The following is a 22,396-nucleotide window of genomic DNA, read 5'->3' as shown; positions in this document are numbered from 1 at the left end:
TGAACTTTCGGGTTAATTTTTTAACTTTGTCGCACTTAAAAAAAATAGAAGATGAGCCTACAAGTAATTATCATGGACGAGATTAAAAGTGCCATGAGAGCAAAAGATACTGTTGCTTTAGAGTCTTTAAGAGCTGTAAAATCAGCTTTATTGATGGCGCAAACAGAAACTGGTTCAAAAGAAGAAATATCACAAGACGAAGAAATAAAATTACTACAGAGATTGGTAAAACAACGTAAGGACAGTGCGGCTATATTCACTGAGCAGGGCAGAGAAGATCTTGCTGAGCCAGAATTATTGCAAGCAGCCGTTATCGAAAAGTTTTTACCAGCTCAATTATCAGAAGAGGAGGTATCGGCAATTGTTTCGAAGATTATTACAGATAATGACGCTTCAGGAATGGCATCGATGGGAAAAGTAATGGGTCTCGCTTCGGCAGAACTTGCAGGTCGCGCAGATGGAAAAATGATCTCGACAATAGTAAAAAAACTATTAATGTAGTTTCTACTTTATAATAATGGCCTCGTAGTTCAACTGGATAGAATATCAGATTTCGGTTCTGATGGTTGGGGGTTCGAACCCCTCCGAGGTCACACAAGAATGGAACAGAAAGATTAGTCTTTTTGTTCCATTTTTTTTGTGGAATATTTGAGAGGTTAAATGGATTTCGTAGGTCGTTTTTTTACTAGATGAAATTATTTAAATCAGTTAAAGTATAATTCGTTTAGATTCTTGTTTATTAATAATACTTCTATATATTTAATATGCTTTACATAATGAATTGATTATGAGAGGATATATGTATATTTAAGAATGTGCTGACGGATCTTACTATATCGGAAGTACGATACATCTTGAAGTTAGAGTAGAACAGCATCAAGATGGTAGAGGTGCAAATCACACTAAAAGGAGATTGCCAGTAATTCTTGTGTGTTTTGAAGTATTCGAAAGAATCGATGAAGCTTTTCAAAGAGAAAAGCAGGTACAAGGTTGGAGTAGAAAGAAGCTTTAATCAATACTCAGTATAATAATCTTCCATTGCTCTCTAGAAATTATACTCAATTTCCACCAGAACTATAAATTTAGGAGGATTCACTTCCAATTTTAGGAGTCGTACGGTTTCGACAAGCTCAGACATCGTAGAAATTATAATTTAATCCAAAACTATTAAAAGTAAATAAATTAAGTGCATTTTACCTAAACAGCCATTTTCGTTTCTGTTGTAATTATTCTTAAGCTCTCTTGAGTTAGTACAACTATTCTACCGTCTACTATTTGTTTGATGATAAGGTTTCTTTCAAAGTCCCGGTGGCTGAGCTTGTCGAAACCCACCTAAAGAAAATGGCAATGTCAATCCCTCTCCAGCCTCTTAAACTCCTCGTTCTTCCTGATCAACAACTCCAACAATCCCAGTTTGTCTTCGCTTTCTTTGACAGAATAAGCTTTCGCATCAGCCTCACAAAATTCTAGAAACAGTGCAATTTCATCTTCCTCTAGCTTAAAAGTTTTTTTGAGATATTCTTTGTCATAAGTTGCTTCAACAAACTGCTTGAAACCTATTATAGGTTTCGCCGGCGCAGCATCCTCCTTTGGCTTTTTAAGTAAACCTGCAACCAGACTTACCATCTTAATTAAATCTGGTCCATATTGAATTTCGGCAGTATACATATGTGGATTTTTAACTCCATCCTTAAAGCTTTTATAATCTCTATATCCAATAATGTCTTTCGAATTAAGGATTGGCTGCACCTCATTGTTTATAATAACTTCCTCCAATTCTTCGATTTTCTTGTACAAGAATACTTTAAAATTTGGATTTGCAAAATCGGATTCTTTAAGGCGAATCTTCTTCGCTGTAAAATCAGTTGAGTGGAATATTAAAGTGTCACCAACCTTAGCTTCAATTGAAAATTGTCCAGCGCTATCGCTGGTATGAGATGTTCGAGTTCTGTCGTTAATCACATCAACGCCCGCAATTAATATATCGTTGGCAACTACAACTCCCGTAATATTTTTTTCAGTTTGAGCAAGGCAGCATTGAATAGAAAAGAGAAAAAGAAGTAGAATTTTAGGCATCGGCAACTATTTGTTCTCAAACTTATTCAAAATAATATGTAAGAAAGTTAAGATAGTTCTAAATTTTTTAGCAAGTATTTATTTGATTCAGAACTTTCTACCCATTACATCAGGTAAATTTAATCAACTACTGCTTTTGCGATTTGCCATTAAAGTATAAATTGTATAGTATTATTTACAATTACTATTTATTTTTTATCTTTGCGCATCACATTTAGGCAATGATGTCTGCCTCAAACCGCCGAAAGTTTTTCTTGGAGCTGATGACGTCTGTTTATAGCTTTTTGCTATCAGATGGTAATATCATAATTTCAAGAAAATGACAAAGTCTAAACTCACATTCAGCGGTAGTGAAATTCCCCAAGTAAACTACTTTTTATTTTTGCTAAAATGGCTAGTTATTGCTAGTTTCATCAGCATTTTCATCGGTTCTTCGGTAGCATTTTTTCTGCTATCTTTAGATTCAGTAACTCAATTTCGGGAGTCCAATCTCTGGATCATTTGGTTATTGCCAATTGCAGGTTTGCTTATCGGGCTGTCCTATCATTATTTTGGCACATCGGTTGTCAAAGGAAATAATCTACTTCTAGAAGAATTTCATACTCCCAAACAAATTATCCCGTTCAAAATGGCGCCTCTAGTGCTGTTCGGAACGTTGCTTACACATTTGTGCGGAGGCTCAGCAGGAAGGGAAGGCACCGCAGTACAAATGGGTGGCGCAATTGCAGATCAATTCACCAAGCTTTTGAAAATCAGTCCGTCAGATAGAAAACTTCTATTAATCATCGGAATTAGCGGTGGTTTTGCTGCAGTTTTTGGAACTCCAATTGCAGGTGCTATTTTCGCTCTCGAGATGATGGTTGTTGGCCGAATGAGATACGAAACTTTACTTCCAAGCATCATTGCCGCCGTCGCTTCCAATTATGTTTGTTTACTTTGGGGCGTGCATCACACTTCGTACGTCATTCCCGAAGTCCCGACGATGAATCTTCAAAATCTAATTATTACAATATCTGCAGGGATTTTATTTGGACTAACCGCATTGTGGTTTTCCAAAAGCATCCATTTTGTATCCTCATTTTCTTCAAAATTAATCTCTTACGCGCCACTTCGTCCTTTTATTGGGGGAATCTTTATTGCACTGTTTGTGTTTTTTATGGGCTCGACAAAATTTATCGGATTGGGAATTCCCACCATTGTCGAAGCTTTTCAATTTAGTCTGCCAGCCTCAGATTTTGCAATTAAATTACTAATTACCGCCTTCACTTTAGGCGTTGGCTTCAAAGGTGGCGAAGTGACTCCGTTATTCTTTATCGGTGCTACTTTGGGAAGCGCACTTTTTATGTTTCTGCCCTTGCCAGTCGCACTTTTGGCAGGAATGGGTTTCGTAGCAGTGTTTTCGGGCGCTACCAATACGCCAATCGCCTGCACATTTATGGGAATCGAATTATTTGGTGCCGAAAGTGCGCTTTACATCGCGGTCGCCTGCTTCGTGTCTTACCTTTTTTCGGGTCATACCGGCATTTATAGCTCCCAAATCATCGGTAGCAGCAAGCATTTTATCTACGCTAAATTAAAGGGTAAAAGATTATCAGATTTATGATTTGGGCGCGCCCTTTCGCCAGAACGTTTTAGGTAAAATTGATATTTTTCGGAGGCTCAGGTCAGGCTGTCCACTATATCTTTTCTGGCCGAAAAGGCCAGAAAAGGATGCCGCTCCCATCCTTCGCGCGGACTCTGCTATCATCGGAATTACATTTTATTTTAGAGAGTCATTTCTTTAATCAAAGGAATTGCTTAAAGATCAATCGTAAAATTCTACCGCAAAGTTCGCAAAGTTACAACGCAAAGTTCGCAAGGATTTTAGTAAAACAATTGAATAATTCCGCGCTACATTAGAATCCCGACCATTCCAATTTTTTTCTATCGATAGTCTTTCTTTTTCGCTACAATAGAATAAACCATAGGAATTTTATTTCCCAAATGTTCAATTCTAAATTTGTTAGGTTCAAATTCTATGGTCTTATTAAAACAATTGTAAGGAGAATAATCGTATTCAGAAAACGAAGTTATTTCGAGTCCATTTTTAATAATGCTTGTAATTACTTCCGACAAACCGTGATTCCACATTACATATTCTTGTACTATATCGGCATTCTTGTCGCTTTCAGATTCTATGATTGCACCAGAATTAAATTGATTTTTTCAAAATCATCATCAAACATCCATACCACTGGATGAAATTCTACAAATACAAATTGTCCATTTGGTTTTAGAAATTTGGAAATAATATCTGCCCATTTCTCCAAATCTGGCAACTAACCGATTGTTCCGTAACTAGTATATACAATGTCAAATTGTTTGTCCAAATGATTTGGTAAGTCGTAGATATCGCAACAGATGAAGGTCGCATTGCTTTTTGTTTCGATGGCAAGCTGTCGAGCACTTTCAATAGCTTTGTCCGAAAGATCTACTCCGGTCGTTTCTGCGCCAAGTCTGCTTAGTGAAATTGTATCTTGTCCAAAATGACACTGCAAATGCAAAATTGTTTTACCAGAAATATCTCCAAGTAAATCGAGTTCAATTGTATTCAAAGAGGTTTTTCCCTTTACAAAATTATCAAGATCGTAAAATTCCGACTGTAGATGTGTGTTCGTTCTATTATTCCAAGATTGCCGATTGATTTCTATGTAATTGGCTTCTTTGCTCATATTTTTAGATTTTTGTTTTTAATATGTTTCTTCATAAAAAGAATATTATAAATGCTAAGAACCTAGGGAGATTACTAATGTTTTTTATGATTTTCACCGTTCAAAATTATTAATGTCGGGTTAGCTAAATTTAATTTATATTGATACTTCAACAGAAAAAATTTACCGTAAAGGACACATTGTAAGTATCTTAAAAAATTATTTAGTCATTTTGTATCAACATCATTTAATTAATTTAGACTTTAAAAATTCCCCTAATTCATAAGATTTTTCTTTAGACCAACCCCTTGAAAGATGATTTACGGCTAAGACATTGGTTTTTGTACCGAGGATGTCAATATTTAAAATTTCACCTTTCTTAATATTTACATTATAAAATTTATTGAAATTTTTAATCACCTCATTTCCGTGAATAAGTATAATTTGAGGTTTTATTGTTTGCAATAAGAAATCAAAAACACAAGGTTTTCTGTCTTCAGACTTTAATTCTTTCGCTGTTGGTGTAGCTTTTACAAATAAATTTGTTTCTAAAGTTTTGAAAGGTTTAATCTCGTCAACGATCCATTCAATTCTTTGTCTAGTATTACTCAATTTGTTCCCCCGTGCTTTACCAGATTTCAGTGATTTTAATTCTCGTTCACGAATATAACTTTCGAACCATTCGGATTTATTGAATCCATAATCATCTTTCCAAAATTGCCAAAAATCTTCTTCCATTTCTGTTGCTGCATTAATTCCAACAATAAATATTTCGCATTCTAATGGATTTCCTTCACAAATCAAAGGTCGGGGTTTATCGAACTTTTCTAATTTTGTAATAAGCTCAGCTTTAAATTCTAATAGAGTCATTTATTATTGTTTTTTAGTGTCTTGATGTTTAAATAAATATAGCTTATTTATTAGATTATAAATAATCTAAGTATTATAATTGATCGAATTGATATTTAACAATATCGTAATCTTTCGACCTTTCCGCCGCTTTCAAATTTTGTATCTTAGCCGTTGCTATTGGCGAGAAAATCAACAATTCTCTATAATGTCAAAATTAAAAATGATTGCCTAGCCCTGATGGGAACGGCATCCTTTTTCTTTTTTTCTCAAAAAAAAGAAAAAGATACAGTGGACAGCAGGATAAAGCTCCAAAAAAAAATAGCATCTATTTTAACAAACTTATTATAATGAGAAAACTTTTATTTGTCGCCGTTTCCATACTTTTTGTAACTGCGGGATCGGCTCAAAAAAACAAAAATGCCCGAGCAGATGGATCTCCAAAACTTGTGGTTGGAATTGTAGTCGATCAAATGCGCAACGATTATTTGTACCGCTTCGCGGATAAGTATGGCGAGGGTGGATTTAAGAGAATGCTGAAAAATGGTTTTGAATGCCGCAATACCAACTACAATTACGTTCCAACCTACACAGGCCCTGGCCACGCAGCGATTTACAGCGGGACAACGCCTTACTATAACGGAATTGTCGCAAATGATTGGTATGATGCCAAAACGGGGCAAATGATGTATTGCACGCAAGATGACGCTGTGGAATCTGTTGGTACGACTGGGGATGCAGGTAAAATGTCACCTAAAAATTTATTAGCAACCACAATGACTGACGAGCTGATGTTGTCTAATAATAGACAGTCTAAAGTTATTGGAGTTTGCATAAAAGATAGAGGGTCAATTTTGCCAGCAGGTCATATTCCTACGGCTGCCTATTGGTTTGATGGCGATAGTGGAAATTGGATTTCAAGTACATATTATATGGAGCAACTTCCGAGTTGGGTGGGTAAGTTTAATAGTTCGAAAAAAGTGGATGCTTATCTTTCAAAGCCATGGAAAACTCTTTTCGATATAGATACCTATACTGTTGGATTGCCTAACGGTGGCGATTATCGCAAGCCTTTTAAGGGTGCAAAAATCAATGCGTTTCCGCACGATCTGCCTGCTCTAAAGGAGCAAAACGGACTAGGACTTATTCGGTCAACACCTTTTGGAAATTCATTAACGGTTGATTTTGCAATAGAAACGTTGCGCAACGAAAAAATGGGGCAGGGGAAGTACACAGATTTCATGGCTTTAAGTCTTTCGTCTCCTGATTATGTTGGACATCAATTCGGAATAAATTCGATTGAAGTTCAGGACACTTATGCGCGTCTTGATAAGGATTTGGAACGATTTTTTGATTATTTGGATAAAACAATCGGCATGGAAAATGTGTTGATTTTCTTAACAGCAGACCACGGTGCTGCACAAACGCCGCAGCAAATGATGGATATGGGAATTCCAGCAGGAGTTTTGGATACTGATAATATAACAAAAAACCTTTCGGATAAGATTGCTGAGAAGTACGGAGAGGGAAATTGGGTTTCAAAATATTACAATCAACAATTCTGGTTGAATCAAGATCTAATTAATAGCAAGAAGATTAATCAGAATGAGCTGATTGAATCGGTTTTGCCATTTTTGAGAAATATGGATGGAGTGCAAGCAGTTTACAATACTTCTACGGCCGACTGGAAGGCTTCAAATTTACTTACCGAAAAAATGTTGAATGGGCTGTCGCCAATCAGGTCAGGTCAAATCGCATTTTTGCTTCAGCCAAATTGGTTTGGAGGTTCGTATGCGGCAAAAGCGGGAACGACTCATGGGAGTAATTATACCTATGATACTCATGTGCCTTTGGTTTGGATGGGTTGGAAAATAAAATCTGGAAGTACTGCGCAACCGTTTAATATTACGGATATTGCCAGTACGGTTTGCGATATTTTACGCATCAGCACAACAAATGCTTCGATGGGAACGCCAATGACAGATCTAATAGTCAAATAATAAAAGATAATAACTATAAACTAAAAAAAACTATTTTTACTTTTTATAAAGCTGTGCTTCGTGGTCATAACGTTCACAGCTTTTTTTATTCTAAGCAATGGAGGATTCAATTTTACCTATCATAGTTGCAATAACTAGTTTTGTAGTTTTATTGTGGATACTATTCGCCATGATAGAGCGAGGCTATGCCTTGATCTTTAAAAAGCCGCTTTATGTACATTTCTATTTCAAGCTCCACAAATTACCTGCAGACTTAAAAATGCATTTAAGATTACATTGCAAGTATTTCTCTAAATTAAGATTCAGAGATCAGTTGTATTTTGAACATCGCGTAATGTGCTTTCTAAGGAAATACACCTTTAACAGTAGTAAGGGCGCGCTGATTGATGATGAACTTAGAATTTTAATAGCTTCAGCCTATGTTATGCTAACTTTTGGGATGAGACGGTATCTCACGAATGTTTTTGAAACAATTTTGATTCAACCTGATTCCTATTATTCGGCTGAGGAAAGTCAGTTGCACAACGGTGAATTTAATCCGAAATACAAAGCCGTAGTTTTTTCTAGAAAAGCATTAGAGGAAAGTTTTAGGAATGACTCAGACAATCTGAATATTGCTATTCACGAATTTGCGCACGTTTTGACCTATAGTACTATGAAGAGAAGAGATGTGAGTTCGTCAATTTTTACCGATCAATATCACAAGATTATTAAGGAAATCAAACAATTTGATAATGCTGAGCAGTTGAAAAATTCGGAGTATTTTAGAATTTATGCTCTTACGAATCAATATGAATTTGTGGCGGTTATTTTAGAACACTTTTTTGAAACCCCAGATCAATTTCAAAATGAATTCCCAAATCTTTATAAAGATGTTCGATTAATGATTAATCAATAAATGCGGAGGCGCATTCGCTATGCTGTGCAACTTACGATCAAGGCAGGGATAAAAATGTTGTGGAGATTAATACCTACTAAAATTACCGCGAGAATCATATAATAAGAAGTTTTTTAGAAATTTTTAAGCAAATATTTCATTTAACATAATTGCCAAAAATAGCTGTAGCAAACTAGGGTAAGATTTTTAACTTCCTATAATTGTAAAGTTAGTTTTCTTTTACTGTAAAGCACATCTTATTAATAGCAATAGAGTTAATTTGTTTTGCTATATGTAACAAAGGTGCAAATTTTAAGTGCTATTTTGATTTAAACGTGCCATTATTTCGAATAAGTTGTGAAAAGCGCATTTCTATCATGCTGTGTAGTGGATATTATAAATTTTGTTAGATTTGTTTAAATTAAAAACTTAAAATCATGAAAAAAACATTACTTACACTTGCTGCATTTAGCCTTGTTACACTTGCTTCTGCACAAGCTCCAATTAGCTTAGATTTCAACGGACTTACTATTGGAAACGTTGGAACGGATATCACTGGAGCTACTCCAGGACAAGGTGGAATTTTCACTTTAACTAATAATGGTGCTCCACCGACAACATCTACGAATGCTGGAAATGACAACTTTCAGATTGTAGCTGGAGATGCTGCTCACGGCAATGTGTTGCAAATTACTGGACCTAATGGAGATAAAGGAGCGCGTTTTGCATTTGCTGGTGATCTTTTTGACTTTTGGGACGGTCGTACAGCAGGAAATAACATTGTAGAAGTAGAATGGAGTTTTTATACAGGAGCGCCAACTACAAGTAAAAACAACTTTAGAGGAGCTTTATACAATGACGACGGTACTAAAATTTTAGGTGGACTTTCTTTTGCGAGCGATACAAAAATTTTGAGTGGTTTATCTTACTATAACAACGCAGGGACATTTGCTAACTACCTTTTTACTCTTGAAACTGGTGGTCTTGTCTTAGAAGCTTCGACATGGTATACATTTGGATTTAGTTTTAACTACAATACAGGTGAAATCATCGTTAGAACTGGAGATGGAACAGTAAACGGTACAATTGCTGGAGCTGCAATGGGTGTTGATCCAATGGAATTTGATATTGTAGCTTCTTCTGGAACCAATACTGCTGGTCCAAATGCATCTGCTACTACAGGATTATATGACAACTTAGTAATTAGAACATCAAGTACTGATACTTTATTAGGAACTGCTGATTACCTTACTGAAGCTTCAAAACTATCAGTGTACCCTAACCCTGCATCTGATGTTGTAAACATTTCTGGAGCAGACGTAAAATCTGTTTCTTTTGCAGATATTAATGGTCGTACAGTAAAATCAGTTAATGTAAATTCTACACAAGCAACTATCAGTATTTCTGATCTTTCTACTGGAGTTTATATGATGACTGTAGAAACTGCTGACGGAGCATCTACAACTAAAAAATTACTTAAAAAATAATTTAAAGTCATAAATTTAAAGATGGCAGTGAGCTTTTGTTCACTGCCATTTTTTTTGTTTTAAACTTTCATGAACTTGCAGTATAATAGTCAGAAGTGGTGAAATATCATATTTTTATAATTCTATGATTTGTAGTTTTGCATTTAGAAGATAAGAGTAAAATGAATCTAAAACACCAGAAGGAATTTTTTGTCCAAGAATTAAAGAATTTTTTTATTCTAAAATCATCAGTGCGTAGTTGGCATATTCCAGTGTTAGCGGGTTTGTCGGTTGGAATCCCGTTGATGGTTGGTTTGTATTTTGATCAAAGTAAAGCAGCATTAACTGCGAGTTTGGCTGGGTTGGTGATTTTGTATATGCCAATTACCAACAGTATTTTCAAAAGAATGTTGGTGATGTTTGTCTGCTCTTTTGGAATGATGCTGTCGTATAGCGTGGGACTTATTTTTAGTTTTAATCCGATTGTTGCGGTTTTGGTTTTTGGTACTTTGGCCATTGTTGTGCATTATGTAGCACGGACTTTTAATATGAAACCACCCGGAAGTTTCTTCTTTATAATGATTGCCGCAATTGCATTTATGATGCCGAATGACTTGAGCCTAGCACCGCAAAAAATCGGAATTTTTACTTTAGGGACAATGGGCGCTTTTCTCTTAGCACTTATTTACAGTCTGCTGATTAAACACGATTTAAAAGAAAACACATCGCAACTTTCGATAATTATTGATAGAAATCCTTATCATAACGGAATTGAGTCAGCCTTAGTGGGATTGTTTATGGCAATATCGTTAGCGGTCAGTTATATTTTCGAAATGAATAACGGTTATTGGATTCCTATTTCAGCTTTGGCAGTGTTGCAAGGTGCGAATAGCTACATTGTAGGGAAAAGAGCAATTCACAGAATTATCGGGACATCGGTAGGGTTGATGCTCTGCTTTTTTATACTTAGCTATTTCAACTCTAATGTTGGTATTGCCATAAGTATTATTGTTTTGCAAGTTATAATAGAGTTATTGATTGCCAGACATTATGCGCTTGCAGTAGTTTTTATTACACCAATAAGTATTCTCCTTGCCGAGGCTGGCAGCGTTTCTCGACTTGATCCGCAGCAACTTATCGAAAGTCGATTTTTGGATATTTTGATTGGAAGTGCAATTGGAGTGGTGGGCGGATTTTTTATTTATAGTCAGAAGGTGAGAGTTTATTCTACGGTTCAGTTGAGGAAGATGAGGAAGTAGCTGTAAGCTGTAAGCTGTAAACTGTCAGCAATCAGCCTTTAGCTGTTAGCGTTCTTGGTTTGTGGATATAAAAACGTCGATTATGTTTAGTAGAAAAATATTATCTGTAGTTTTTCTGAGAGAAATTAAAAACTTTTACCGAAATGCTTAAAAATAACAAAGGAGAATCGTTAGATTCTCCTTTGTTATTTTTAAAAGCTAAAAGCTAAAAGCTAAAATCTAAAATCTAGAAATTTTCTTCAAATGCGCTATTGTCTCCGTTGGATTCTCGGCTCTAAAAACATAGTTTCCAGCAACTAAAACATCTGCTCCAGCGGTAACAAGTTGAGCTGCATTCTTGTCGGTAACGCCACCGTCGATTTCGATAATGGTTGATGCGTTTTTGCGAAGGATCATTGCTTTTAGTTTTTCAACTTTAGCGTAAGTATTTTCGATGAAAGACTGTCCGCCAAAACCTGGATTCACGCTCATAATACAAACTAGGTCGATATCATTGATGACATCTTCTAGAAGATCTACACTTGTGTGGGGATTTAGTACAACTCCCGCTTTCATTCCTTCGGCTTTGATTCCTTGGATGGTGCGGTGGAGGTGTGGACAAGCTTCGTAGTGAACGCTCAAAATATTTGCTCCTAATGCAGCAAAAGTTTTGATGTAACGATCTGGGTCTACAATCATCAAATGTACATCTACGGTTTTCTTGGTATGTTTTGTAATAGCTTCCAATACTGGCATTCCGAAGGAAATGTTTGGAACAAAGACGCCATCCATAATATCGATGTGAAACCAATCTGCTTCTGAATTATTGATCATTTCGATATCGCGTTGCAGGTTTGCGAAGTCGGCGGCAAGTACTGATGGTGCTATAAGTGTGTTTTTCATTGTAGGTTGTGTTGTGTTTTTTTGCTTTTGCAAAGATAGTTTATTCTTAGGTTTATTTTCTATCGAAGATTAGTGCTGAAATTCTACCAAGGTCTGCGTGAGGGATTGTAGTGGAAATCCTTTGTTGTGGCTTTGCGGAGCAAAAGCTACAACAAAGATTGGGAACGGAAAGCCCGGCCCAAAGGGACACGCCCAAAAAAAACTAAAACGTCTTAAAACAAAAAAACTCCGAATAAATCGGAGTTTTCAATTTCAAATAGGAAGATTATCCTAAATAAGTTTTCAAGATTTTACTTCTTGAAGTATGTTTCAATCTGCGAATTGCTTTCTCTTTAATCTGACGAACACGCTCTCTTGTAAGATCGAATGTTTCACCAATTTCTTCCAAAGTCATCGGATGTTGATCTCCCAAACCGAAGTAAAGTCTTACAACATCTGCCTCACGAGGAGTCAAAGTTTCTAAAGAACGCTCAATTTCTGTACGCAAAGACTCTTGAATAAGCTCTCTGTCAGGATTTGGCGACTCTCCAGAACGTAAAACGTCATAAAGATTTGAATCTTCACCTTCCACAAGCGGCGCATCCATTGATAGGTGGCGACCTGAGTTTTTCATACTTTCCTTAACATCATTCACAGTCATATCCAGCTCTTTTGCAATTTCTTCTGCAGAAGGTGGACGCTCATTTGACTGCTCCAATAAGGCGTACATTTTATTAATTTTGTTGATCGATCCAATTTTATTAAGAGGCAAACGCACAATACGCGACTGCTCTGCAAGGGCTTGCAAAATTGATTGACGAATCCACCAAACGGCGTAGGAAATAAATTTAAATCCTCTTGTTTCGTCAAAACGTTGCGCCGCTTTGATAAGTCCTAAATTACCTTCGTTGATAAGATCGGGTAGTGTCAGTCCCTGATTTTGATACTGTTTTGCTACAGAAACCACAAAACGAAGATTGGCTTTAGTCAATTTCTCTAATGCTCTTTGATCTCCGGCTTTAATTTTCTGTGCTAATTCTACCTCTTCATCTGCGGTAATAAGGTCAACTTTTCCAATTTCTTGTAAATACTTGTCTAGGGAAGCAGTTTCACGATTGGTAACCTGCTTGGTAATTTTAAGTTGTCTCATAAAAGGTGCTGTACTTCTTTAAGTGTACAAATAGTTATACGTGCGAAGGGCTGAAAAAGTTACAATTTATTGAAAAGTTTTTTGATAATTGTGCGAATTATTTAAAATAATTTTGTAAGTAGTTGAAAATCAAGTTATAGTGTTTTTTCGCTTGCGCTAAATTTATTCTAGGTTACATAGAAATTTCCTTAATTCTATGGTAAATGTCGTGTATGCGCCGTTGAGATTTTGTAAATTCGACAATAACTTTTTTGAAAAACACTAAAAGAAAAATAAAATGACCAAATTTAAATTCAGCGTTACCAATATTGAAACATTAGAAGAGGTCCCAAATTACTGGACAAATCAGGATTATATTGAATTGCTAAAGCTGTTCAACTTCCCTGATGCCGAAACTATCAAGCCAGAAAATCTACGCGAAATGCTGTTTATGGCGATAAGTGATGAGGAAGCGAACGAAGCGGCTAAAATTGTCTTAACCTACAAATTTTCCGACGATCTAAACGAAGGACAGATCGACCAACTATCAAATGATATGTTGCTAGATAAAATCTCTGAGGAGTACCCGGAAATTCATCTGCATTACCCGCTATACAGCATTAACCAACTTTTATTTCACGCGTATAATGGAACTTTCCTCAATACAAAAGCTACTAGAATTTTGATTGAGATTGACGAAGCGCAAGAAAATGTTACAAAAGAATTCATGCTAAAAGCGTTGAATTCGGCATTGTCACCAAGCAATATTATTGTGCGTTTGTTTGAAGAGCCGATGACTACCGAAACTAGATTTCCAGATGCGGAATCAATTATTTGGCAGTTGAATTCGTCAGATAATAAAAATTTCGAGTTACTGACTTCGGATTATTGGATCAATAGAGATGATTTACCTACTGGAGATTATGAAGGAGAAGTATTGATTGCAGAGGAAGTTGAGGAATAGTATTACAGCGATATTTTAAAAATATAAAGCCTTTACGAATTTTTGTAAAGGCTTTTTTTAGTAAATAAATTTAGAAATAACTACTCTCAAAAAACTATTTATTTTTTAAACAACTCACTAAAATTTATTTGCAACCCCACTTGAAAATTTAGAGAATATGGTTTGTTTGTCACTTCGAATGAGCGGAAATAATATTTGAACATTGGTTCGACATTCAGTTGTAGATTTTTTCCAATTTTATAACTAAGTCCTGCACCAAGATTCAGCGAAGCACTGGCTTGTAGGCCGTTATTGACTTTTCCTAAATAGAGAAACTTATTATTTGCCTCAGCTTTTACTTCATTTTTACTTAAAAATAAAGTGCTGATTCCGCCGATTGCTTCTATCCCAATTGTTCCGTCATAAACCTTATATTTTGCTTCTAGCGGAATTTCGACAAAGCGGATATTCTGCGCTAATGTCACATCCGAAGCACCTAAATATTCAGCAAGTTGCTCGTTGCTTAGAGCTGTATTGTAATTTACATTTGAGAAATACCCAGAAATCGCGTTGTTTGGATTTTGAGAAATCAGCGGAACATTTTTGGTAGTTAAGCTCAAAGCGGATTTACTAAGACCAATTCGGATATTCAGTTTTTCGCTCGCGATAAAGCCAAAATAAATTCCATAGTTGTACTGCAACTCTGTAGTTGTTTCATAAGTATCAAGTCGTGGATCAATAAAAGATTGTTTTCCGAAATGATTAAAAGCTGAAATGTCGGCGTGTACAAACAGATAATACTTTGGTTTCGCAGCTTCGATTGAATCTAATTTCTTTTGAGCAGCAACACGAAGTTCCTTTTTGGCTTTGCGCTTGATTGCGATACTGTCAATTTTGAGGCTATCGATTTCTGTGGGAACTTCGATTTTGGTTCGGTTGAAATTTGCGATAGTTTCTTGGTCAGATTCTGAAGCATCGGAATTTTTAGAATATTTGGTTATGGATGAATCATTGCTAGCATTACCTTCAGTTTTAGCTATTGTTTGATTATGCAAGTGGTTTTGATTAGCTGAAACAGTATTATTAGTTCCGGTCGACTTATTAGTTGAATTCTTTTTCTTATCTATATTGTTATTGTTTCCAGTAATAGAACCCGCAACGGAATTGTCGTTTTTAGTCGAAGTTGTCGTTTTATTTTTCTTTTCAGTAGAACTATAATTAGAATTACTTTTTACTGTTGCTTCTGAATTAGATTTTAAAGTATTTTCGGCATTTCCTTTAGAATTAGCATTTGTAGTCTTTCCAGAACTTTTTTGGTTGTTAGTACTCGAAGAATTTTGAATACCATTTTCTGATTCATTATTCGACGAAACTTCAGAACTTTCCCCTGATATGTCTGCATTATCAGAATTTATTCCGCTTTCAATATCAGCTGAACTGCCATCCTTTGTAGTAGAAATTGATTTTTGATTTACAATCTCATTTTGCTCATCTCCGTCCACTGCATTCGAATTTCTATCATTTAAAGTTGAACTATTTTCTATACTATTGAAATTTTGAAACGCAGGCATCCAAAACGACTTTGTTGCAAAACCAATAAATAATAGAAGTAATGCAACACCGGCATAATAGAAATAGAAAGGAATAACTCGTCGCTTCTTTTTCTTATCTTGAAGTTCTTCGTTTATCGCCGCCCAAAGATTTTCGTTTGGAGATTTTTCCAAACCATCAAGCTTTGCTTTAAACAGTTTCCCTAGGTCTTTTTTATTTTCCATTGCTAATGCTGTATTTGGTATGAGACGAATTGGCGGCGATAATTTTGGTTTTCAAAATGCACTTTGCTCGATGTAGATTTGATTTTGATGCACTTTCGGAAATCTCCAGCATTACCGAAATCTCCCTATGCGAGTAATCATCGAGTTCGTAGAGCGAGAAAACCAGTCGATATTGATTTGGCAATTCTTGCACCATTTTCAAAATCTGATCTAGCGGCAGATTCATCTCACTTTCGTCAATTTCAGTATTTTGATAATCGTCTTTTAGTGCGACTAGATTGAATTGCTTTTTATAGCTGTTGATTGCTTTGTTGATAGTAATGCGCTTCATCCAACCTTCAAATGAACCAGTACTGTTGAACTTTTCGATATTGGTAAATATTTCGATAAAGGCATTGTGCAAATTATCTTCAGCCTCCGCTTCGTTGCAGCAATATTTTAAGCTTAGCGCAAAAAGACTGTCCTTGTACAAATTGTACAGCTCTTCTTGCGCCTGCCTTTTGTGATTAATGCAGCCTTTTATGATTTTTTCTAAATTCAAAAGAAGAATATTGTAAGGGTTAAATCTAGCTATAAAAATTAAAAATATCGAACTGCTCTTGCGCTAATATCGGTCGGCGGATTCTTGGCAATGATAATCACCTGTTCATTTTCGAAATTAATTCCTTTTACAGTTGAAGCATCAACTTCTGTACTGCTCCAATATATAGCTGGATTAATATTTCCGAAGTTTTGCGAATATAAGTTTTGATAAATTAAAAGCAGCTCCTGCTCTGAAGGTAAAAACCAATCTTTAGAATTATAGAGTAATGCTGTTTTTGAAATTACTGTTCCATCATTTAGTGCGTTGCAAACTGCAGGATTTGTGTAATAATTGGCCAAGCTGTTATGGTAATTTACTACTTGAACTGAGTTGTAAAAACCTTTTCCAATCTCCGAACTAGTTGATGATGTTGCTGCGCTAGAGCATCCCCATTCAGAAATTGTTAGATCTATAATCGAAGCTTCCATATATCTCCAACCATTGCTGTAAGATCCTTTGTCATAAAATACGATTCCTCCGCCAGAACCTTGCGCGCCAATTGCAAAGGTTTCGGTTTGCTCGCATTTCTTTTGCAGAATAATATTTGATGATCCATTAATGATAGTAATCTTAGTTTCGGTCATTTCGACTCTGCTACTAAAGTTCCAATATTGTGCAACTGCTGAATTTCCTTCAAGATTTATATTCATTTGAAATTCGTCATTCACAAAAAGGAAAGTCCAAGTTCCGATATAGTTTTGACCATTGTAATGGAATTGTATTGTTCCGTCCATATTTGCCGAAAATACTCCGCTAGAATACGAATTATCGCCATTTAAAGAAAATGGAACTTGCCACACACAGGCAGGATCTCCACCAAACAATCCGCTACAAATACTTATTAAGTCTTCTCTAGCACAGCTATCAATTGCGATTTTAAGTTCATCATTATTATTTACAATAAATTCTGTACCATCCGCCAAAGTTGTACTTATAGGATAGCTAATGCTAATTGCTTGCCCCGGACTTAATGCTCCTAGAAATGCGCTAAACTCATCATCACCACCTAAAGAGTGTGTGCCCGTAACTTCTAAATTTTCATTGTATATCAATAAAGTAAAAGGATAGATAAAATCAATACAAACAATTTCAGCCATTGGATCATTTCCGTCTACAGTAACTTTCTGAATTAGTTCAAACAGCGGTGAACCTTGAGCAATTAGAGTTCTATCCAAGCCAACCGGTTCATTATTATTCCAATCGCTCGAGCAGCTGCTTAAAGCTAAGAGCATAAATGCGCATATAAATTGAGATAGGTTTTTCATGATAAAATATTATTTGAGGTTGTATATTCTATAGTATTAGAAAAGGGAAAAGGTTGCGTTGTCTCTAGAACTATTTATTTTTTTTAGTTGATTTAGTTAAAGTGTTCATTAATGTTTTGCACAACCTTTCTAAATTTCTGAAATTTGTACTTTATAAAATCAAAAATGTCATTTACAAAATCTATCTTTATTCTATGCTGCACTTGCTCTAAGCGAGAGAGTTATGGGCTATTGTAGGTATTGATAAATTTTCCAACATAGTGAAGCTCTCCAATTTTATGGGGAGTTTTTTGTTTTTAATACATTAGAAATTACATTTAATGACTGCAAATAATAAACAGATTTACCAGGCTAATTTTTCTGAGAAAAAATTATTTTTCAACCGAAAGAAAATCAAATATTGGCTTAACGAAATGTCCGAATGGCTATTCTGTACCCAAAGAAAGTATCAAGATTATCATTATTTTCAACAGAAAGAGGAAGAATTAAACGCACTGTTAATTCAATTATTAATGGCCGAACAATTTACTAAGGAAGAAGCAACGGCAATTGCTTCAACTTTCTTTGCTGACTGTGTGGAGTTGCATCGGGTGCTATCGAATGACCTTGATGCAATATTCGAATTTGATCCAGCGGCAAAATCAAAACAGGAAGTTTTAATTGCCTACCCTGGATTTTATGCAATTACCGTGCATCGCATCGCTCACAGATTATGGAATAAAAAAGCTAGAATTGTTGCGAGATTGATGTCAGAATATGCGCATAGTAAAACTGGTATCGATATCCATCCATCCGCAACCATTGGCGAGCATTTTCTGATAGACCATGGGACGGGAATCGTAATAGGGGAGACGGCAATAATTGGCGAGCACGTAAAAGTTTATCAAGGTGTAACTCTAGGCGCTTTAACAGTAGAGAAAGACGCGGCCGAAGTTAAAAGACATCCTACAATAGAAGATAATGTGACTATTTATGCCAATGCAACTATTTTAGGAGGGAAAACCGTAATTGGAAAAGACGCAGTAATTGGTGGAAACGTTTGGATTACCAACTCAATTCCGGCTAAATCCTTGGTTTATCATAAAAGTGAAGTAACTATCAGAAACAAGGAAAAATTTCCTGAAGCAATAAATTTTGTTATATAAATAAAAAAAAATCAAGACTATGAAAGCAAACAATATACTCGAAACCATCGGAAATACGCCAGTGGTTAAATTAAGCAGACTTTTTGAAAATAGAAATGTTTGGATTAAATTGGAGAGAAATAATCCTGGAAATAGTATCAAGGATCGAATCGCTTTGGCAATGATCGAAGATGCAGAGAAAAAAGGATTACTAAATCCTGATAGTGTAATAATTGAACCTACTTCTGGAAATACTGGAATTGGTTTGTCGCTGGTTGCGGCGGTTAAAGGGTATAATGTGATTTTGGTAATGCCAGAATCGATGAGCATCGAAAGAAGAAAATTGATGGAAATCTACGGTGCAAAGTTCGAATTGACCCCAAAAGAAAAGGGAATGAAAGGGGCAATCGAAAAAGCCGCTGAAATGGTCAAAGAGATTCCTAACGCTTGGTCGCCACAGCAGTTTGACAATCCTGCAAATATTGAAATTCACAAAACCGCGACTGCTGCCGAAATTATGGCAGATTTTCCAAATGGTTTAGATTATATCATTACAGGAGTAGGTACGGGTGGACATATTACGGGAGTGGCCGAAGGATTGAAGTCCAAATTTCCAAACTTGAAAGTAATCGCGGTCGAACCCGAATTATCTCCGGTGCTTGCTGGAGGAAATCCTGGTCCTCATCAAATTCAAGGAATTGGGGCAGGTTTTATCCCAGAAAATTATCACGCCGAAGCTATTGATGAGGTTATCGCTGTAAGTAAAGAGGATGCTTATGAATTTGCACGTCAAATTGCTCGAAAAGAAGGAATCTTGGCGGGAATTTCTACTGGAGCTTCATTGGCTGCAGTTTCAAAAAAGCTCGAAAGTATTCCCCAAGATGCGGTAGTCTTGACATTTAATTACGATACCGGAGAACGTTATCTCTCGGTAGAAGGATTGTTTTAATACATTTAAAAACCCCATTTCAACTAAATGAAATGGGGTCTTTTTTAAATAATAACTCTTAAGGTTGAAGTCTAAAATTGATTATTCTGAAAGCGTTGTGCTCATAAATACCTCACTTTGTAGGGTTTTATGAACCGGGCATTTAGCTGAAATTTGAAGGAGTTTTTCTCGCTGGGAATCGTCCAAATCTCCAATTAATTTTAGTTTAATATCTATGAAATCAAGAAAGCCAGTTTTCTCCACCTTCAGCTCTAGCTCTCTCGCATGTTTTTTTGAATGTGAAATATATACATAAACCTCGTGCAAATCCCATTCTTTACGTTGTGCATACATTTTTAAGGTCATCGCCGTGCAAGCTGCAAGACCCGCGCTCACATATTCGTAAGGAGAAGGACCAAAATCATCTCCTTTAAAACTTAGCGGTTCGTCGGCAATCATGCTGTGATTTTTGGTTTGAATTTGAGTGGTGAAATTATCATGTACTAAATCCAAATGGCCTACAAGCTGCTCATCCTGTGTGTCGAGCAAAACATTTTCTTTATTAGGAAAATACCTTTGTGCCCATGCGCCAATCATTAGGCCCGCATAAGTGCTATCCACTTCATTAGTCAGGAGATGGTCGGCAGGATCAAGGCTGATAAAACTTTTTGGATGCATAGCATTTTTATATAATTTTTCGGCATTTTCGATTCCCACAGTCTTATCAAAGGGAGTGTGCATAATCAGAATTGGCTTGCGTAACTCTTTTACAATATGCAATAAATTAATCTTTGCAAAATCTTCTACAAAATTTTTATTTATATTAAAAGGTACGCCACCAATATTTACTTGTACATCGCCTTTTGCTTCTACTTCATCAAACTGATGCGAAAAAAGTTGGGTAACATGATTTACATCTGCCGGAGCACCAATTGTTGCCACGGCCTGTATATTATCTAGTTGTGACGCTGCAACGATCGCCGCCGCACCGCCAAGCGAATGTCCAATTATTAGAGAAGGTGCTTTGTAATTTTGAATAAGAAAATCATTAACCGCAGTTAAATCTTCAATATTGGCAGAGAAATGACTATCAGCAAATTCACCTTCACTTTTTCCAAGGCCAGTAAAATCAAAACTTAAAACACCAAAACCGTATCCTGTGAGTTGCCGTGTAATATTTCGGATGGATTTAAAATTACTGTTGCAAGTAAAACAATGCGCAAAAATGGCGAAATAATTTGGGCGCTGATTGGCTGGAAGTTCCATCTGCGCAAATAATTTTTCTCCTTGCTTATTTATAATTTCAAGTTTTTCGTGTTTCATTTGATTGTTTTTTGAGTCAGTGTTTATCTGAACGAGGACTAAAAGATATTTATTTTTTAAAGCTATGAAGTTATGAATAATTCCAATTATGGCTCATCAAAATAACAAATACTATATAATACCTTCAGTTTAAAATTTAATATTCTTGCAGGCTTTTTCCTTATATAGTAACTTTATGATAATAAAAATTACTGTTTTAATGTAAAAATAATTCATTTAATCCTATATTTAGGAGCGTAATTCTATTTTTATAAAATTCGATTTTGGAAATTTATAAAGATGTTTCGAATTCAAAATAATTTTCAACAAAAAAAACACATCATGGCTGATCAGACTCTATTCCCAGATCTTCCATTGCACGAATGGATTAAAACAAAAGAAACGCTACACCGTTATTTGCAAATAGTTGGAAAACTGCGAATGTCATTGATGCCAAAGCAAAATCATTGGTGGCACATCACTTTGTACGTTGATACCGTTGGAAGCACTACGCGACCTATCCCGAATCGCGATTTTACTTTTATCGTAAATTTTGATTTTATCGACCATCAACTAAATGTGACTACTAGCGGAGGCGAACGTCTTTACTTTGATCTTGTCGATGGTCTTTCGGTTGCGGACTTTTATAATAATTTGAAGGACATTTTCGCAGAATTAAATATTGATTTTGATATCCTATCCGAACCGTATGATTTGTCTGATGCAATTCCGTTTGATAAATGCCACATTCATCACAGCTACGACAAAGCTGCCGTGCACAACGCGTGGAAAATTCTACGAGAAGTAGATGTGATTCTCAAAGAATTTAAGGGAAGATCTTTTAGCAAAACTTGTCCAGTGCAGATTTATTGGCACCATCTTGATCTAGTGGTAACACGCTTCTCGGGAAAAAGAGGCCCAGAAATGAATACTACTTCGCAAGTAGAATTAGAAGCTTACTCGCACGAGGTAATTAGTTTCGGATTCTGGTTTGGTGACGATACCATCAAAGAGCCAGCTTTTTATTCGTATACGTATCCGTCGCCAAAAAATATCGATCAAGAACCTTTAGAGCCAAGCAGTGCAAAGTGGGTAGATTCTAATGGAAGTCCAATGGCATTGCTGCTTTATAAAGATATTAAAGACGGTAAAAATCCTCAAAAAGATATTTTAGATTTCCTAGAAAGTAGTTATCAAGCTGGAGCTAAATTGGCAGGTTGGGATATTAAAGATTTAGAAGTTCCAAAAGGATAACATTTGAAAGTAGTT

The 22,396-nt window shown here is 35.9% G+C and carries 18 protein-coding genes, 1 tRNA gene, 2 pseudogenes and 1 riboswitch; of the genes and pseudogenes, 12 read left to right on the top strand and 9 right to left on the bottom strand.

What is annotated here, in order from left to right; genetic code table 11:
- Nucleotides 1-51 precede the first annotated feature (51 nt).
- From SBO79_RS00990 to SBO79_RS00980, 3 genes and pseudogenes are all read left to right on the top strand, one after another.
- A complete protein-coding gene (locus SBO79_RS00990; RefSeq protein ID WP_318641184.1) occupies nt 52-501 on the top strand; it encodes a GatB/YqeY domain-containing protein in 450 nt (149 codons plus the stop codon).
- Nucleotides 502-519: 18 nt separating this feature from the next.
- Nucleotides 520-593 (top strand) — tRNA-Arg (locus tag SBO79_RS00985).
- Between the two features lie 233 nt (nt 594-826).
- Nucleotides 827-1,012, top strand: a pseudogene (locus SBO79_RS00980) (GIY-YIG nuclease family protein); the annotation flags it as partial.
- A 338-nt stretch (nt 1,013-1,350) separates the two neighbouring features.
- On the opposite strand, the gene SBO79_RS00975 reads toward SBO79_RS00980, so the two are convergent.
- Nucleotides 1,351-2,076, bottom strand: coding sequence for a BamP family beta-assembly machinery protein (locus SBO79_RS00975; protein ID WP_318641183.1), 726 nt, complete (start codon nt 2,074-2,076; stop codon nt 1,351-1,353).
- A 208-nt stretch (nt 2,077-2,284) separates the two neighbouring features.
- Nucleotides 2,285-2,356, top strand: a riboswitch (Fluoride riboswitch).
- Between the two features lie 39 nt (nt 2,357-2,395).
- On the opposite strand from SBO79_RS00975, the gene SBO79_RS00970 reads away from it, so the two are divergent.
- Nucleotides 2,396-3,679 carry a voltage-gated chloride channel family protein gene (locus SBO79_RS00970; RefSeq protein WP_318641182.1) on the top strand — a complete coding sequence of 428 codons (1,284 nt, stop codon included), beginning with the start codon at nt 2,396-2,398 and terminating at the stop codon, nt 3,677-3,679.
- 320 nt (nt 3,680-3,999) lie between these two features.
- Here SBO79_RS00970 and SBO79_RS00965 read toward each other — a convergent pair.
- Together SBO79_RS00965 and SBO79_RS00960 are read right to left on the bottom strand one after the other, a co-directional pair.
- Nucleotides 4,000-4,787, bottom strand: a pseudogene (locus SBO79_RS00965) (class I SAM-dependent methyltransferase).
- Between the two features lie 222 nt (nt 4,788-5,009).
- Nucleotides 5,010-5,636, bottom strand: a complete 627-nt coding sequence (locus SBO79_RS00960) for a hypothetical protein (RefSeq protein WP_318641181.1) — start codon at nt 5,634-5,636, stop codon at nt 5,010-5,012.
- Nucleotides 5,637-5,965: 329 nt separating this feature from the next.
- Between SBO79_RS00960 and pafA the strand changes: the two genes are divergently transcribed.
- From pafA to SBO79_RS00940, 4 genes are all read left to right on the top strand, one after another.
- Nucleotides 5,966-7,615, top strand: a complete 1,650-nt coding sequence (gene pafA / locus SBO79_RS00955; RefSeq protein ID WP_318641180.1) for an alkaline phosphatase PafA — start codon at nt 5,966-5,968, stop codon at nt 7,613-7,615.
- Nucleotides 7,616-7,712: 97 nt separating this feature from the next.
- Nucleotides 7,713-8,513, top strand: coding sequence for a zinc-dependent peptidase (locus SBO79_RS00950; RefSeq protein ID WP_318641179.1), 801 nt, complete (start codon nt 7,713-7,715; stop codon nt 8,511-8,513).
- Between the two features lie 416 nt (nt 8,514-8,929).
- Complete coding sequence (locus SBO79_RS00945) at nt 8,930-9,979, top strand: T9SS type A sorting domain-containing protein (protein ID WP_318641178.1); 1,050 nt, start codon at nt 8,930-8,932, stop codon at nt 9,977-9,979.
- 161 nt (nt 9,980-10,140) lie between these two features.
- Nucleotides 10,141-11,217, top strand: coding sequence for an FUSC family protein (locus SBO79_RS00940; RefSeq protein ID WP_318641177.1), 1,077 nt, complete (start codon nt 10,141-10,143; stop codon nt 11,215-11,217).
- Between the two features lie 219 nt (nt 11,218-11,436).
- Here the strand turns inward: SBO79_RS00940 and rpe are convergent, their stop codons facing one another.
- Entirely contained in the window at nt 11,437-12,099 is a 663-nt protein-coding gene (gene rpe / locus SBO79_RS00935) for a ribulose-phosphate 3-epimerase (RefSeq protein WP_318641176.1), read from the bottom strand.
- Nucleotides 12,100-12,364: 265 nt separating this feature from the next.
- Nucleotides 12,365-13,228: a sigma-70 family RNA polymerase sigma factor gene (locus SBO79_RS00930; protein WP_318641175.1), complete on the bottom strand. Its 864-nt coding sequence runs from the start codon at nt 13,226-13,228 to the stop codon at nt 12,365-12,367.
- A 277-nt stretch (nt 13,229-13,505) separates the two neighbouring features.
- Here SBO79_RS00930 and SBO79_RS00925 point away from each other — a divergent pair, with 277 nt between their 5' ends.
- Nucleotides 13,506-14,171, top strand: coding sequence for a hypothetical protein (locus SBO79_RS00925; RefSeq protein WP_318641174.1), 666 nt, complete (start codon nt 13,506-13,508; stop codon nt 14,169-14,171).
- 98 nt (nt 14,172-14,269) lie between these two features.
- Here SBO79_RS00925 and SBO79_RS00920 read toward each other — a convergent pair whose 3' ends face one another.
- Genes SBO79_RS00920 through SBO79_RS00910 form a run of 3 tightly spaced genes read right to left on the bottom strand, consistent with a single transcriptional unit; the run spans nt 14,270 to nt 17,773 of the window.
- Nucleotides 14,270-15,925, bottom strand: coding sequence for a hypothetical protein (locus tag SBO79_RS00920; RefSeq protein WP_318641173.1), 1,656 nt, complete (start codon nt 15,923-15,925; stop codon nt 14,270-14,272).
- A complete protein-coding gene (locus SBO79_RS00915; protein ID WP_318641172.1) occupies nt 15,915-16,466 on the bottom strand; it encodes an RNA polymerase sigma factor in 552 nt (183 codons plus the stop codon). Before SBO79_RS00915 ends, SBO79_RS00920 begins: the two co-directional genes overlap by 11 nt.
- 38 nt (nt 16,467-16,504) lie before the next feature.
- Nucleotides 16,505-17,773, bottom strand: a complete 1,269-nt coding sequence (locus tag SBO79_RS00910) for an Lcl C-terminal domain-containing protein (RefSeq protein ID WP_318641171.1) — start codon at nt 17,771-17,773, stop codon at nt 16,505-16,507.
- 320 nt (nt 17,774-18,093) lie between these two features.
- Between SBO79_RS00910 and epsC the strand changes: the two genes are divergently transcribed.
- Together epsC and cysK are read left to right on the top strand one after the other, a co-directional pair.
- Nucleotides 18,094-18,918 (top strand): serine O-acetyltransferase EpsC, encoded by an 825-nt coding sequence (gene epsC, locus SBO79_RS00905; protein WP_318641170.1) that lies wholly within the window; start codon nt 18,094-18,096, stop codon nt 18,916-18,918.
- 19 nt (nt 18,919-18,937) lie between these two features.
- Nucleotides 18,938-19,846 carry a cysteine synthase A gene (gene cysK / locus SBO79_RS00900; protein ID WP_318641169.1) on the top strand — a complete coding sequence of 303 codons (909 nt, stop codon included), beginning with the start codon at nt 18,938-18,940 and terminating at the stop codon, nt 19,844-19,846.
- An 81-nt stretch (nt 19,847-19,927) separates the two neighbouring features.
- Here cysK and SBO79_RS00895 read toward each other — a convergent pair whose 3' ends face one another.
- A complete protein-coding gene (locus SBO79_RS00895; protein ID WP_318641168.1) occupies nt 19,928-21,148 on the bottom strand; it encodes a bifunctional alpha/beta hydrolase/OsmC family protein in 1,221 nt (406 codons plus the stop codon).
- Nucleotides 21,149-21,469: 321 nt separating this feature from the next.
- On the opposite strand from SBO79_RS00895, the gene SBO79_RS00890 reads away from it, so the two are divergent.
- On the top strand, nt 21,470-22,381 hold the full coding sequence (locus SBO79_RS00890) for a DUF5996 family protein (RefSeq protein WP_318641167.1): 912 nt from the start codon (nt 21,470-21,472) through the stop codon (nt 22,379-22,381).
- Nucleotides 22,382-22,396 lie beyond the last annotated feature (15 nt).

The organism is Flavobacterium ardleyense (assembly GCF_033547075.1).
Taxonomy (GTDB): domain Bacteria; phylum Bacteroidota; class Bacteroidia; order Flavobacteriales; family Flavobacteriaceae; genus Flavobacterium; species Flavobacterium ardleyense_A.
This window is presented reverse-complemented; position numbering and strand designations above follow the sequence as displayed.

Excerpts from the sequence above, each read along its gene's own strand:
- SBO79_RS00990 (WP_318641184.1), top strand. The coding sequence starts at position 52 with ATGAGCCTACAAGTAATTATCATGGACGAGATTAAAAGTGCCATGAGA.
- SBO79_RS00975 (WP_318641183.1), bottom strand. The coding sequence starts at position 2,076 with ATGCCTAAAATTCTACTTCTTTTTCTCTTTTCTATTCAATGCTGCCTT.
- SBO79_RS00970 (WP_318641182.1), top strand. The coding sequence starts at position 2,396 with ATGACAAAGTCTAAACTCACATTCAGCGGTAGTGAAATTCCCCAAGTA.
- SBO79_RS00960 (WP_318641181.1), bottom strand. The coding sequence starts at position 5,636 with ATGACTCTATTAGAATTTAAAGCTGAGCTTATTACAAAATTAGAAAAG.
- pafA (WP_318641180.1), top strand. The coding sequence starts at position 5,966 with ATGAGAAAACTTTTATTTGTCGCCGTTTCCATACTTTTTGTAACTGCG.
- SBO79_RS00950 (WP_318641179.1), top strand. The coding sequence starts at position 7,713 with ATGGAGGATTCAATTTTACCTATCATAGTTGCAATAACTAGTTTTGTA.
- SBO79_RS00945 (WP_318641178.1), top strand. The coding sequence starts at position 8,930 with ATGAAAAAAACATTACTTACACTTGCTGCATTTAGCCTTGTTACACTT.
- SBO79_RS00940 (WP_318641177.1), top strand. The coding sequence starts at position 10,141 with ATGAATCTAAAACACCAGAAGGAATTTTTTGTCCAAGAATTAAAGAAT.
- rpe (WP_318641176.1), bottom strand. The coding sequence starts at position 12,099 with ATGAAAAACACACTTATAGCACCATCAGTACTTGCCGCCGACTTCGCA.
- SBO79_RS00930 (WP_318641175.1), bottom strand. The coding sequence starts at position 13,228 with ATGAGACAACTTAAAATTACCAAGCAGGTTACCAATCGTGAAACTGCT.
- SBO79_RS00925 (WP_318641174.1), top strand. The coding sequence starts at position 13,506 with ATGACCAAATTTAAATTCAGCGTTACCAATATTGAAACATTAGAAGAG.
- SBO79_RS00920 (WP_318641173.1), bottom strand. The coding sequence starts at position 15,925 with ATGGAAAATAAAAAAGACCTAGGGAAACTGTTTAAAGCAAAGCTTGAT.
- SBO79_RS00910 (WP_318641171.1), bottom strand. The coding sequence starts at position 17,773 with ATGAAAAACCTATCTCAATTTATATGCGCATTTATGCTCTTAGCTTTA.
- epsC (WP_318641170.1), top strand. The coding sequence starts at position 18,094 with ATGACTGCAAATAATAAACAGATTTACCAGGCTAATTTTTCTGAGAAA.
- cysK (WP_318641169.1), top strand. The coding sequence starts at position 18,938 with ATGAAAGCAAACAATATACTCGAAACCATCGGAAATACGCCAGTGGTT.
- SBO79_RS00895 (WP_318641168.1), bottom strand. The coding sequence starts at position 21,148 with ATGAAACACGAAAAACTTGAAATTATAAATAAGCAAGGAGAAAAATTA.
- SBO79_RS00890 (WP_318641167.1), top strand. The coding sequence starts at position 21,470 with ATGGCTGATCAGACTCTATTCCCAGATCTTCCATTGCACGAATGGATT.